Raw genomic sequence first — 13,528 nt, 5'->3', positions numbered from 1 at the left:
AAAAAGCCCCCACTGCGCGCACGCGAAGCGTGCTTCGCTGCCTGTTCTGGGTCGCGCTGATCGTTTATGGCGTCGTGGCCGTCGGGTTTCTGGGCGTGCGGTATTGGGTGCTTCCTCGCGTGGACCAATGGCGTCCACAGATTGAAGCCTACGCCAGTAAGGAATTGGGCGCTCGCGTCACCATCGGCAGTATCAAGGCGAACTGGCAGGGGCTGAATCCCAAGCTTGATCTTGCGTCGGTCCAGGTGTTCGATGATGACGCCACGCCGGTGCTCAACCTGCCTTCCGTTTCCGCCGTGCTGGCGTGGCGCAGCGTGCTGACCTTGTCACCCAGGCTGGTGCGCTTGCGCGTCGAAAAGCCCGAACTGACCTTGCGCCGCGATGCCGCCAACCATTTGTGGGTGGCGGGTCAGGACATCGACCTGAACGCCAGCGACCATCAATCTGATCTGAATCACCCCGCGCTGCGGTGGCTGGTCGCCCAACGCGAATTGCTGGTCCGTGACGCCACCATCGTCTGGCAAGACGATTTACGCCAGGCGCCCGCGCTGCCGCTGACGGGCGTCGATTTTCTGATGCGCAATGGCAGCCTGTCGCATCGCTTTGTGCTGCGTGCCAGCGCTGGCGCGGCGCTGGCCCGCAACGTGGAGCTGCGCGGCGAATTCAATCGCAGCCTGTTCGCCGCCAATGCCTCGAATCCTGCAAACTGGAATGGCCAGCTTTATGCGGCCTTGGACGATGTGGAGCCTTTGGCCTGGTCGCCATGGTTCAAGGTGCCCGAGATTTCGGGACGCATCGCAGGCCGCGCCTGGCTGCAACTGGATCGCGGAAAATTCACCGAGCTGACGTCGGACATCGCCGTGCGCGGCGTGAATTGGGCGCCGGAAAAGGATGGCCCGGCGGTACGTGGCGCGTCGGCGCAATTGCGCGTTCAAGGGCTGCCGGGTGATTTCGTGCAGGTTGACGGGATGCCGCTTTCCCGTAGCACTGGCGCGCCCGATGTATCGGTCAAAGGGGCCGTGCAGCAGCTGCGCGTCACGCTGCCGGGCGTGTTCGCGGACCCCACGCTGAATGCCCGCGAGCTGGCGGTGGATGCGGAAATCAAAGGGCCGGACGCCAAGAACTGGTTTGTGGACGTCGCCCAATTGCATGTGGTGAATGATGACCTGGACGTGCGCCTGCAAGGCCAGTGGCGCCGCGAAGGCAAGACGGCCGCGGGCAGCGCCGACATGCGTGGCACGATGGTGCGCGGCGCCATGCCGGCGATTCACCGCTACTTGCCACTGGACGTGAATGCCGATGCGCGCGAATGGCTGGCCACCGGCCTGCCCGCGGGCGAAATGCAGTCTGCCGCCATCACGCTCAAGGGCGATCTGGACGACTTCCCCTTTGGCGCGTCGGGCGCAACGGGCGAATTTATTATTGCCGGCGCGTACGTGGGCGCCAAAGTGGACTATGCCCCCGCGCGCCAGCACCGCAAGGGCTGGCCGATGCTGGAAAACCTGTCGGGTAATTTCCGCATCGATAAGGTCGGCCTGACGCTGGATAGTTCGGGCGGCGCGGTGGCGCACACGGGGCCGGGGCAGACCGTCAGCCTGGGCGCCGTGACAGCCACCATTCCCGACATGGAACACGGCGCCGAGCTGTTCGTTGATGGCGAAACATCGGGCCCTGTGCCCGCCTATCTGGCGATGGCGGCGAATTCTCCGCTGGGTGTTTTGCTCGATGGCGCGCTGGACGAGGCTCGCGGCACGGGCGACTGGCGCATGCCGTTGAAGCTGAAAGTGCCGTTGATGAACACCGACGACACGCAGGTCACCGGCCACATCCTGTTCGCCGACAACACCTTCACCTTCATGCCCGAGATGCCGCTTCTTACCCAGATGCATGGCGATCTGGAATTCTCGGAAAAGGGCGTCCATACCAAAGAGCTTCGTGCGCAGTTCCTGGGCGGGCCGGTCAAGATCTACGGCACGCTTGCGCAAAGTACCGACGTCCTGCGCTTTGATGGCACGCTGGCCGGTTCCGGCCTGACGCAACTGAGCAACACGCCGTCCATGTCGCGGTTTACGGGCAAGGCCGCCTACAAGGGCCGGTTGGGTTATCAGAAGGGCGGCTCAGTCGATATCTCGATGGAATCCGACCTGGTGGGCATGGCGATCGACATGCCGGCGCCCGTGGGCAAGGCGGCGCCCGCGTCACAGCTGCTGAAGCTGCAATGGGGCGCGGCGCAAGACCGTGGCATCAAAGACCGCCGTTGGCTGACCGCCAGCCTGGGCGACAACGTGAATGCGCTGTTTGAGCGCGACCCCGGTGATGGCCCCTCGTATTTCGCCCGGGGGGCGTTGGGAATCGGCCGGCCCGCCAGCCTGCCCGAGCATGGCATGAGCCTGAACGCCAGCCTGCCCGAGCTGGACATGGACAGCTGGGAAACGGTGATGACGGGCTTCGACACCCCGGCGGGCAAGGGCGGCGCCAAGAAGCCGGTGTCGAAACCGATCTTCCCGCAGCCCGAACGCATCAGCGTGGCAGCAAGCATCTTGCGCACCAGTGGCTACACCCTGAACGATTTGACGCTGTACGCAACGCGGCCCGAACCCGCGCAGTGGCGCGTGGATATCCAGTCGCGTCAGGCGGCGGGTTCGCTGGAATGGCGCGAAGCCTCTGGCGCCATTGCGGGCCAGATCACGGCACGCTTGAAGCACTTGTCCTTGGGCGGCGAAGGCGACACGAACGAGGCCGACAAGGCCTTGGCGTCGGGCAATGACCTGTCAGACATTCCGGCCATCGACCTGCAAGCCAAAGAGTTCTTCCTGTACGGCAAGAACGTGGGCGAATTGCAGGTGAACGGCACGAACCTGGAGCGCGGCCGGCAATGGCGTCTGGACAAGCTGTCGATTATCAACAGCGACGCGAGCCTGAACGCCACCGGCAATTGGCGGCTGGAAGGGCCTGATCGGGGCCTGACCGTGGATGCAAGCGCCAAGTTCGTGGACCTGGGCAAATTCATGAACCGGATCGGTTTCGAGAAAATCATATCCGCCGGCGAAGGTACGGCCCAGGGCAAAGCAACCTGGCGCAACCTGCCGTGGACGCACAACGTGGCGGATATTTCGGGCGAGGTCGACATCAGCCTGGACAAGGGCCGCTTCATGCACGTGAATTCGCGCACGGCGCGTTTGCTGGAGCTGCTGTCTTTGCAATCGTTGCAACGGCTGGCGCGCCTGGATGTGAACCCGACCAATCTGTTGCGGGACGGGTTCCCGTTTGACACCATCCGCGGACGCGTGAAGATGGCGGATGGCCAGATGACCACCGAAGGCTACAAGATCAACGGCCCGGTAGCCGCCATCGTGCTGGCGGGCGGCGTCAATATCATCCGCGAACGCTGGGACCTGAAGGCGGTGGTGATTCCCAATCTGGACGCCAGCGGGGCGGCCATGGTGACGGCGCTGGCCGTGAATCCGCTGATTGGCCTGGGCGCTTTTGTCACGCAGTGGCTGCTTAAGCAACCACTGGCGCGCGCGATGACCATGGAGTATTCCGTGACGGGCAACTGGGACGATCCGCAGGTGGAACCCATCGATGCCTCGGGCAAGGCGCCGGACAAGCAGACGCCGAGGCCGGCGAATTCCTCGCCGCGCCGCATGCCCGACCACATCGAACACTGATTGCGGCGCGCACATCGAACATCGTCCAGCCAATAAAAAACCGCCTTCAAGGCGGTTTTTTATTGCACGAGACGCGCTGCTTACTTCTTCTTCATCATGTCGAAGAATTCGGCGTTGGTCTTCGTGGCGCGCATCTTGTCCAGGATGAATTCCATGGATTGCACTTCGTCCATGTCGTGGATGAACTTGCGCAGCACCCAGACCTTTTGCAGCAGGTCCGGCGCGATCAGCAGTTCTTCGCGGCGGGTGCCTGACTTGTTCAGGTTGATGGACGGGTAGACGCGCTTTTCAGCCAGACGACGCTCAAGGTGGACTTCGGAGTTACCCGTGCCCTTGAACTCTTCGTAGATGACTTCGTCCATGCGGCTGCCGGTTTCGATCAGCGCCGTGCCCAGGATGGTCAGCGAACCGCCTTCTTCCAGGTTACGGGCCGCGCCGAAGAAGCGCTTGGGGCGTTGCAGGGCGTTGGCGTCCACACCGCCCGTCAGCACCTTGCCGGAGGCCGGCACCACGGTGTTGTAGGCGCGGGCCAGACGGGTGATCGAGTCCAGCAGGATCACGACGTCTTTCTTCATTTCGACCAGGCGCTTGGCCTTTTCGATGACCATTTCGGCCACTTGCACGTGACGGGTAGCGGGTTCGTCAAACGTCGACGCCACCACTTCGCCGCGCACCGTGCGCTGCATTTCGGTCACTTCTTCCGGGCGTTCGTCGACCAGCAGAACGATCATGACCGCGTCGGGGTAGTTGGTGGTGATGGCGTGCGCAATGTGCTGCATCATCACCGTCTTGCCGGACTTGGGGCTGGCGACGATCAAACCGCGCTGGCCCATGCCGATCGGCGCGAAAACGTCGAGGATACGGCCCGTCAGGTTTTCTTCGCTCTTGATGTCGCGTTCCAGACGCATCGTCCGGTTCGGATGCAGCGGCGTCAGGTTTTCGAACATGATGCGATGCTTGATCGCTTCAGGCGCCACGCCGTTGACCTTGTCCACCTTGACCAGCGCGAAGTAGCGCTCGCCGTCTTTCGGCGTACGCACTTCACCTTCGATCGAGTCGCCGGTGTGCAGGTTGAAGCGGCGGATCTGCGACGGCGAGATATAGATATCGTCCGTGCTGGCCAGATACGAGGTCTCGGGCGAGCGCAGGAAACCGAAACCGTCAGGCAGGACTTCAAGTACGCCGTCGCCAAAAATCTGCTCGCCCTGCTTGGCGCGCCGTTTCATGATGGCGAACATCAGCTCCTGCTTGCGCAGGCGGTTGGCGTTCTCGATTTCCAGGCCAGCGGCCATTTCCAGCAGCTGCGAGACATGCAGCGCCTTCAGTTCGTTGAGGTGCATCGCGGTGATTGGTGGGGAAAAGTAAAGGAGGGCTCTGGCGGCGCGCCACGGACGGGCTCGCGCGGTATTGAATGAGCGCCGCCCTCGGGGCGGCGCCTTCGTTCACAGCACGCAGTTTACAACGCGCCGTCCAGGAATGCGGTGAGTTGCGACTTCGACAGCGCGCCAACTTTGGTGGCGGCGGCTTGGCCGTCTTTAAAGAGCATAAGGGTGGGAATGCCGCGGATGCCGTACTTGGTGGCGGTGCCCTGGTTTTCGTCCACGTTCAGCTTCGCGATCGTCAGGCGACCTGCGTACTCGGTGGCAACTTCTTCCAGGATCGGGGCAATCATCTTGCAGGGGCCACACCAGGCAGCCCAGTAGTCCACCAGCACCGGCTGGCCGGATTTCAACACATCGGCATCGAAGCTCGCGTCACTGACGTTCTTGATTTGGTCGCTCATGATGGTGATTCTCGGTTCGGCAGCAAAAGGCGCGTAAAAAGGGACGCGCCTTGCCGTTGTTCTTGTTTGTGGAATGGGCTAAAGCATACCACTGTCAATAACAACAGGCATACCACTGTTAATAACAACAGGGTTTGCTGGTTTTGTGTAGGATGTTGCGGCGCAGTTGATGTGATTCGGGCCGTTAAACCCGGGCACGCTGGCTGTGACTTGTCATCATCCTACCGAATTCGGTGTTGGTCAGGTCGTGCGCATCCCACTGGGAGCCGCGCAGAACCTAGGCTTATCCGTAAAATGTCGGTTTTTTTCCACAGATGTTGGGGATAACTTGGCCACTCCACGTTACACCGAGGCGTCCATTCGCGTCCTGAAGGGGCTGGAGCCCGTGCGCCAGCGCCCGGGCATGTACACCCGTACCGAAAACCCCCTGCACGTTGTGCAGGAGGTTATTGATAACGCCGCAGACGAGGCCTTGGCCGGCTACGGCAAACAGATTCAAGTCACGCTGCATCTTGATGGCAGCGTGTCCGTCGAGGATGACGGGCGGGGCATTCCCGTCGGTCTGCATCCTGAAGAAGGCGCGCCCGTTGTGGAGCTGGTCTTCACCCGCCTGCACGCGGGCGGCAAGTTCGACAAGGCGGGCGGGGGCGCGTACGCGTTCTCTGGCGGCCTGCACGGCGTGGGCGTTTCCGTCACCAACGCGTTGGCGACCCGGCTGGAAGTCGTGGTCTGGCGCGATGGCGCCGTCAACCGCCTGGTGTTCAAGGGCGGCGACGTTGCCGAACCCCTGGCGCCTTACGACCAGGGCGGCCGCAAGAAATCCGGCACCCGCGTGCGCGTCTGGCCGGATGCCAAATATTTCGACAGCCCCAACATCCCGTTGGGTGAACTTACGCACCTGTTGCGCAGCAAGGCCGTGCTCTTGCCCGGCGTCAAAGTGACGCTGGTCAATGAAAAAACCGGCGACACAAAGACGTGGCAGTACCAGGACGGCTTGCGCGGCTATCTGGCCGAAGCGCTGTCTGGCGCCGAGCTCATGGTGCCGTTTTTCGAAGGCCAGCAATACGCCGGTTCCGACCACGAGAACTTCGCCGAAGGCGAGGGCGCGCAGTGGGTGGTGGCCTGGACCGAAGACGGCAACGCCGTGCGCGAGTCCTACGTCAACCTGATCCCCACGCCGGCGGGCGGCACGCATGAATCGGGCTTGCGTGAAGGCCTGTTCGGCGCCGTGAAGGGCTTTGCCGAACTGCACAGCCTGCTGCCCAAGGGCGTGAAGCTGCTGCCGGAAGACGTGTTCGCCCGCGCCAGCTTCGTGCTGTCGGCCAAGGTGCTGGACCCGCAATTCCAGGGCCAGATCAAGGAACGGCTGAACAGCCGCGATGCGGTGCGTCTGGTGGGCGGCTTCGCGAAGAGCGCGCTGGATTTGTGGCTGCACAGCAATGTGGAGTTCGGCAAGAAGCTGGCTGAGCTGGCCATCCGTCAGGCGCAGGCGCGCCAGCGTTCCGCCCAGAAGGTCGAAAAGCGCAAGAGCTCCGGCGTGGCGGTGTTGCCCGGCAAGCTGACCGACTGTGAATCCAGCGATGCGACGCGCACCGAGGTCTTCCTGGTCGAGGGCGACTCGGCAGGCGGTTCCGCCAAGATGGGGCGCGACAAGGAATTTCAGGCCATCCTGCCGCTGCGCGGCAAGGTGCTGAATTCCTGGGAAGTTGACCGCGACCGTCTCTTCGCCAACAACGAAATCCATGACATTTCCGTGGCGATCGGTGTGGACCCGCACGGCCCTGGCGATTCCCCGGACCTGTCGGGCCTGCGCTATGGCCGCATCTGCATCCTGTCCGATGCAGACGTCGACGGCTCGCACATTCAGGTGCTGCTGCTGACGCTGTTCTACAAGCACTTCCCGAAGCTGGTTGAAGCGGGGAACGTGTACGTGGCCAAGCCGCCGCTGTTCCGCCTGGACGTGCCGGCCCAAGGCAAGCGCCCGGCCCGCAAGATCTATTGCCTGGACGAGGGCGAGCTTGAGGCCGCGCAGGACAAGCTGCGCAAGGAAGGCGTGCGCGAGGGCGCCTGGTCGGTCAGCCGATTCAAGGGCCTGGGTGAAATGAACCCCGAGCAGCTGTGGGAAACCACGATGAATCCGGACACGCGCCGCCTGTTACCCGTGGGCTACGGGGATCAGACGCCTGAAGACACCACCCGCATGTTCGACATGCTGATGGGCAAGGGCGAATCGTCGCAGCGCCGCGCCTGGATCGAAGAAAAGGGCAACCTGGCGGAGCTGGATATCTGATGACGTCCGCCACGCCCGAGCGCGTCACCCCCGGCGCCGGCACGCCTGCCGACGGTACGCCCGCAGCCGGTACGCCCGAAGCCGGTATGCCCGCAGCCGGTATGCCCGCAGCCGATACACCCACCCCCGCTCGTATGACCGTAGACATGACGGCCGACGATTACGCGGAGTTCGCCGCCTATGTGTATCGGCGTCCCGAGCTGCGCCGCCGCCGCTACCGGTCACACTTGCGATTCGGGGTCTTGATGATCGTGGCCTTGCTGGCCTACCTGATCTGGCAGACCTGGGATGGCAAGGGGCCGAACTGGGGGCAGTTGCTGCCCGTGTATTTCCAGGGGCTGGCGGTGGGGCTGGGCATTCTGGCGCTGCTCGCGCTGGCTTACGAGTTCGTGCTGCCGCCGCTGGTTCGCATGAACACGCGGCGCATGCTGAAAAAGCAGCCCGACGACCTGTTCCTGGGCCGGCATCAGCTGGACTTCGGCCCCGAGGGCATTTCGGACTCCACCGCCACGGCCTCCGGGCGCATGGAATGGTCTGATATTCGCCGGGTCGAAGAGACGCCGCAGCACCTGTACGTCATTCTGGGCACCTTGCAGGGCGTGATCATTCCCAAGCGCGGCCAGGACGCCGCTACGTTGGCGGCGGTGCGCGCCCAATTGCGCGCGCATGTTGCCGATACGCAGCTGGCGCCGTCCGCTTGAGGCGCTTTGACGCCGTTTCAATGAATTTGTCTACCTGAATAAACATGACCGACAGCAATCAACCCGGCTTGTTCGACCCCACCCCGCCTGATGGCGATGGCGATGCCAACGCCGCCATCACGCTGGCGCGCTATGCCGAACAGGCTTATCTGGACTACGCGGTTTCCGTTGTGCGCGGCCGCGCCTTGCCCGATGTGGGCGACGGGCAAAAGCCCGTGCAGCGCCGCATCCTGTTCGCCATGCAGGCAATGGGGCTGGCCGCTGGCGCCAAGCCGGTGAAGTCCGCGCGGGTCGTGGGCGACGTGCTGGGTAAGTACCACCCGCACGGCGACCAGGCCGCCTACGACGCCATGGTCCGCATGGCGCAGGACTTTTCGCTGCGCTATCCGCTGATCGACGGCCAGGGCAACTTCGGTTCGCGCGACGGCGACAACGCCGCCGCCATGCGATACACCGAAGCGCGCCTGACGCCGATTGCCAAGCTGCTGCTGGACGAGCTGGACGAGGGCACGGTGGATTTCGTGCCCAACTACGACGGCAGCCAGGAAGAACCGCAAATGCTGCCCGCACGCCTGCCCGTGATGCTGCTGAACGGCGCATCGGGCATCGCGGTCGGCATGGCCACCGAGATTCCGCCGCACAACCTGCGCGAAGTGGCGCAGGCCTGCGTGGCGCTGATCAAGCAGCCGCAACTGCCGGACGCCGAACTGCACGCCATGATTCCCGGCCCCGACTTCGCCGGCGGTGGCCAGATCATCACGCCCGCGGCCGATATCGCGCAGATCTACGGCGTGGGCCGTGGTTCGCTGAAGGTGCGTGCGCGCTGGACGTTTGAAGAAATGGCGCGCGGCCAGTGGCAGTTGGTGATCACCGAACTGCCGCCCGGCACGTCGGGCCAGAAGGTGCTGGAAGAGATCGAGGAAATCACCAATCCGAAGGTCAAGTCCGGCAAGAAGAGCCTGACGCCCGAGCAGACGCAGGCCAAGGCGGTGATGCTGAACCTGCTGGACGCCGTGCGCGACGAATCGGGCAAGGACGCAGCCGTGCGTCTGGTGTTCGAGCCGAAGACCTCGCGCGTGGACCGTGACGAATTCGTCAACACGCTGCTGGCGCAGACCAGCATGGAAAGCAGCTCGTCGATCAACCTGGTGTGCATCGGCACCGATGGCCGGCCGCGCCAGAAGGGCCTGCGCGACATCCTGGTCGAATGGGTGGCGTTCCGCACCAACACGGTGGTGCGCCGCACGCGCTTCCGCCTGGATAAGGTCACGGACCGCATCCACGTGCTGGAAGGCCGCATGCTGGTCTATCTGAACGTGGATGAAGTCATCCAGACAATCCGCGAGTCCGACGAGCCGCGCGCAGCGCTGATGGAACGCTTCAAGTTGTCTGAGCGGCAAGCCGAAGACATCCTGGAAATGCGTTTGCGCCAGTTGGCCCGTCTTGAAGGCTTCAAGATCGAGCAGGAACTGGCCGACAAGCGCAAGGATCAGATTTCGCTGCAAGAGCTGCTGGACAATCCGGCCACGCTCAAGCGCCTGCTGATCAAGGAAATCGAGACCGACGCCAAGCAGTACGGCGACGAGCGCCGCACGCTGATCGAAACCGCTGAACGCGCCGTGCTGGAAACCAAGGTGCTGGACGAGCCGGTTACGGTGGTGGTGTCGCAAAAGGGCTGGCTGCGCGCCCGCCAGGGCCATGGCCACGACGCCGCGCAATTCGCCTTCAAGCAGGGCGACGACCTGTACGGCGCCTTCGAATGCCGCACGACGGACACCCTGATCGCCATGGGCGACAACGGCCGCGTGTATTCCGTGCCGGTCGCCGGGCTGCCTTCGGCGCGCGGTGACGGCCAGCCAGTCACCACGATGATCGACCTGGAATCGGGTACGCGCATCGTGCACACCATCGCGGCCGCGCCGGAATCCCGCTGGCTGCTGGCCACGCGCAGCGGCTACGGTTTTTCGGCCAAGCTGTCCGACATGGTCAGCCGCCAGCGCGCAGGCAAGCAGTTCATCACGGTGGAAACGGGCGACGAAATGCTGCGCCCGGTGCCGTTGTTCGACGGGGCCACGCAACTGGCGCTGCTGTCGGCCAAGGGCAAGTTCCTGGTCTTCGGCCTGGACGAATGCAAGTCGTTGTCCGGCGGTGGGCGCGGCACCATCCTGATGGGCCTGGACGCGTCCGACAAGCTGGAACAAACCGTGCCGATTGGCCCCCGCGGCCTGCGCGCCACGGGCATCTACCGCAACAAGCTGACCGAAGACATTCTGGTGGGCGATGCACTGGCGCCTTATGTGGGCAAGCGCGCACGCAAGGGCCGCCAGCTGGATGTGCGTCCGAAGCAGCCGGTGCTGTCGCCCGTGCTGGGGTAATGCAACAAGCCACGGGCGCGGGATGACCCGCGCCCGTGGCGGTCTGCGCTGATGAATCTGCTGTTATCAATTGCCTGTTTTGCCATGGATACGTCAATGCGAAAGGGGCGCGCATGATCGCCAACGAGCCGCCCGGCCGTCTGGCCCACGTGGATGCCCTGCGCGGCTTTGCGCTCTTCGGCATCCTGATCGTGAATATTGGCGTCTTCTCGTCGCCGTTCTATGGCGCGGGCATGGCGGACCCGAACTACTCGCGTCCCGTGGACCTGGTGGTGCGCTGGCTGATCGCCTTGCTGTTCGAAACCAAGTTCTATCTGCTGTTCTCGTTTCTCTTCGGGTATAGCTTCACCTTGCAAATGTCGGCCGCGGAACGTAGCCAGGCCGCGTTCAGCCCGCGCTTTTTGCGGCGGCTGGCGGGGTTGGCAGTACTGGGTGCGGCGCATGCCGTGCTGTTCTATCAGGGCGACATCCTGTTGACCTACGCCTTGCTGGGCCTGGGGCTGCTGGCGTGCCGAGGCATGGCGCCCAAGCGCGCGCTGCTCACGGCGCTGTGGCTGATCGTGCTGGCCGCAACGGTCTGGGGCATTCTTGGCCTCGTGAGCTTTCTGGACCCTGTGCAAGCGGATTACACGGCGCAGTACAAGGCGGACGCGCTGGCGTCCATCCTGGCGTACCGCGGCACCATCGGCACGACGATCACGCAGCACATCTATGAACTGACCACGTCCGTGTGGTTCATGGTCTTGTTCGTGCAGGGGCCATTCGTCTTCGCGATGTTCCTGGCCGGTTTGGCGCTGGGCCGGCGCAACGCGCTGGCTGATCCCTGGCGGCGACCGCGCGTGTTGTGGCTGTTGTGCGCGTTGGGGCTGCTTCCTGGGCTTGCCGGGTCAGCGCTGTACGCCACCACGTCGCTGCCGTCGGCAGGCGCGGCGTGGGAACTGCCCGGGCTGGCGGCCGACTTGCTGACCGCGCCGCTGTTAAGCATGTCGTACGCGGCGGCCTTCCTGCTGGCGATCCGCACTCGCGCGCTTGGATGGTTGGGCCGCTGGCTGGCGCCGGCCGGGCGGATGGCGCTGAGCAACTACCTGATGCAGTCGGTCATTTGCGCCTTGTTGTTCACCGGATGGGGCTTGCGCCTGTTCGCGTCCTTGTCGCCGTTGGCGACCTTCGGCATCGCGGTGGCGATCTTCGCCGCGCAGTTGCCGTGGTCCGCCTGGTGGTTGCGGCACCATGCCTATGGCCCGGTGGAATGGTTTCTGCGCGCGCTCACCGTCGGGGCGTTGCCACCCTGGCGGCGAGCACGCGCAGTCTGATCAGGCCGTCAGGCGCGCGTCTGCGTAATAGCGGCGTCGATGGCGCCAGCCAGGCGTTCGGTCAGTTGGTCCAGTTCGTCGTCGGAAATAATGAAGGGCGGGGCCAGCAGCACATGGTCGCCGTGGCGGCCGTCAATGGTGCCGCCCATCGGGTACACCATCAGGCCGCGCGCCATGGCTTCGCGCTTGATGCGCGCGTGCAGCGTCAACGCCGGATCAAACGTCGCTTTGGTGGCGCGGTCTTGCACCAGTTCAATGCCCATGAAGAGGCCGCGGCCGCGGATGTCGCCCACATGCGGATGCGCGCCCAGCGCGTGCTCCAGCCGCTGACGCAAGCCCGCGCCTTGTTCGCGCACGCGCGCCAGCAGGTTGTCGCGGCGGATGACGTCTTGCACGGCCAGCGAGGCGGCGCAGGCAATGGCATGGCCCAGATACGTGTGGCCGTGCTGGAAGAAACCGCTGCCTTGCTGCATGGCGTCCACGATGCGCTGCTGCGCCATCACGGCGCCGATGGGCTGATAGCCGCCGCCCAGGCCTTTGGCGATGGTGATGAGATCAGGCACGATGCCTTCCTGCTCCACCGCGTACAGCGTGCCGGTGCGGCCCATGCCGCACATCACTTCGTCGGCGATCAACAGCACGCCATGGCGGTCGCAGACCTCGCGGATGCGGCGGAAGTAACCCGGCACTGCCGTGACGGCGCCGGATGTTGCGCCCACCACGGGTTCGGCCACAAATGCCATCACCGTGCCAGACCCCAGCTTTTCAAAGGTCTGATCCAGCTCTTGCGCCAAGCGCTCGCCGTACTGTTCGGGGCTCTCACCGTCGCGCTGATCACGATACGCATAGCAGGGCGAGACGTGTTCGACTTCGATCAGCAAGGGCGCGAATTGCGCGCGGCGCCACGCGTTGCCGCCCACGGCCAGTGCGCCCAGCGTATTGCCGTGGTAGCTCTGACGGCGCGCCACGATATGGCGGCGTTCCGGCTGGCCGATTTCCACGAAGTACTGTCGCGCCATTTTCAGCGCGGCTTCCACGGCTTCCGACCCGCCCGATACGAAGTACGCATGCGAGATGCCTTCAGGCGCGTCGGCCACCAGACGGTCGGCCAGCTGTTCAGCGACTTCTGTCGTGAAGAAGCTGGTGTGAGCGTAGGCCAGCGCGTCGATCTGCGCGTGCATGGCCGCCTGGATGTCGGGGTGGTTATGCCCCAGGCACGACACCGCCGCGCCGCCCGATCCGTCTAGATAGGCGCGGCCGGCGCTGTCGTGAATCCATACGCCCTGGCCGCGTACGGCGACAGGCGGCGTCTGGCGTAGGGAACGATGCAGGACGTGGGTCTGGCTCATGGGAGTTCCGTGATGCAAGGGTTGGCAGTAATAAAGCGGGTGCGGT

General features: G+C 64.2%; 8 protein-coding genes. 5 read left to right on the top strand and 3 right to left on the bottom strand.

Annotated features, from left to right (window positions below; all coding sequences use genetic code 11):
- The first annotated feature begins 29 nt into the window (after nucleotides 1-29).
- Nucleotides 30-3,671 carry a YhdP family protein gene (locus tag AC1DB0_RS28870; RefSeq protein WP_476757076.1) on the top strand — a complete coding sequence of 1,214 codons (3,642 nt, stop codon included), beginning with the start codon at nucleotides 30-32 and terminating at the stop codon, nucleotides 3,669-3,671.
- 80 nt (nucleotides 3,672-3,751) lie between these two features.
- Here the strand turns inward: AC1DB0_RS28870 and rho are convergent, their stop codons facing one another.
- Together rho and trxA are read right to left on the bottom strand one after the other, a co-directional pair.
- Complete coding sequence (rho, locus tag AC1DB0_RS28865) at nucleotides 3,752-5,011, bottom strand: transcription termination factor Rho (RefSeq protein ID WP_006218533.1); 1,260 nt, start codon at nucleotides 5,009-5,011, stop codon at nucleotides 3,752-3,754.
- A 116-nt stretch (nucleotides 5,012-5,127) separates the two neighbouring features.
- On the bottom strand, nucleotides 5,128-5,454 hold the full coding sequence (gene trxA / locus AC1DB0_RS28860; protein ID WP_006218534.1) for a thioredoxin TrxA: 327 nt from the start codon (nucleotides 5,452-5,454) through the stop codon (nucleotides 5,128-5,130).
- Nucleotides 5,455-5,782: 328 nt separating this feature from the next.
- Between trxA and parE the strand changes: the two genes are divergently transcribed.
- The 4 genes from parE (at nucleotide 5,783) to AC1DB0_RS28840 (ending at nucleotide 12,133) form a co-directional block, all read left to right on the top strand.
- On the top strand, nucleotides 5,783-7,744 hold the full coding sequence (gene parE / locus AC1DB0_RS28855) for a DNA topoisomerase IV subunit B (RefSeq protein ID WP_054427413.1): 1,962 nt from the start codon (nucleotides 5,783-5,785) through the stop codon (nucleotides 7,742-7,744).
- A 101-nt stretch (nucleotides 7,745-7,845) separates the two neighbouring features.
- On the top strand, nucleotides 7,846-8,445 hold the full coding sequence (locus AC1DB0_RS28850; protein ID WP_175170002.1) for a YcxB family protein: 600 nt from the start codon (nucleotides 7,846-7,848) through the stop codon (nucleotides 8,443-8,445).
- Nucleotides 8,446-8,489: 44 nt separating this feature from the next.
- A complete protein-coding gene (parC, locus tag AC1DB0_RS28845; RefSeq protein ID WP_175169787.1) occupies nucleotides 8,490-10,820 on the top strand; it encodes a DNA topoisomerase IV subunit A in 2,331 nt (776 codons plus the stop codon).
- Between the two features lie 113 nt (nucleotides 10,821-10,933).
- Nucleotides 10,934-12,133, top strand: coding sequence for a DUF418 domain-containing protein (locus tag AC1DB0_RS28840; protein WP_476757075.1), 1,200 nt, complete (start codon nucleotides 10,934-10,936; stop codon nucleotides 12,131-12,133).
- An 8-nt stretch (nucleotides 12,134-12,141) separates the two neighbouring features.
- Here the strand turns inward: AC1DB0_RS28840 and AC1DB0_RS28835 are convergent, their stop codons facing one another.
- Nucleotides 12,142-13,482 (bottom strand): aspartate aminotransferase family protein, encoded by a 1,341-nt coding sequence (locus AC1DB0_RS28835; protein ID WP_175169789.1) that lies wholly within the window; start codon nucleotides 13,480-13,482, stop codon nucleotides 12,142-12,144.
- Nucleotides 13,483-13,528 lie beyond the last annotated feature (46 nt).

Source organism: Achromobacter sp. 10T422, assembly GCF_056394065.1.
Note: the sequence above shows the minus strand (reverse complement) of the source record. Positions and strands in the feature narration are given on the sequence as shown.

Bases quoted from the DNA above. Each gene is read 5' to 3' on its own strand.
- parC (WP_175169787.1), top strand. From the start codon at position 8,490: ATGACCGACAGCAATCAACCCGGCTTGTTCGACCCCACCCCGCCTGAT.
- trxA (WP_006218534.1), bottom strand. From the start codon at position 5,454: ATGAGCGACCAAATCAAGAACGTCAGTGACGCGAGCTTCGATGCCGAT.
- AC1DB0_RS28835 (WP_175169789.1), bottom strand. From the start codon at position 13,482: ATGAGCCAGACCCACGTCCTGCATCGTTCCCTACGCCAGACGCCGCCT.
- AC1DB0_RS28850 (WP_175170002.1), top strand. From the start codon at position 7,846: ATGCCCGCAGCCGATACACCCACCCCCGCTCGTATGACCGTAGACATG.
- rho (WP_006218533.1), bottom strand. From the start codon at position 5,011: ATGCACCTCAACGAACTGAAGGCGCTGCATGTCTCGCAGCTGCTGGAA.
- AC1DB0_RS28840 (WP_476757075.1), top strand. From the start codon at position 10,934: ATGATCGCCAACGAGCCGCCCGGCCGTCTGGCCCACGTGGATGCCCTG.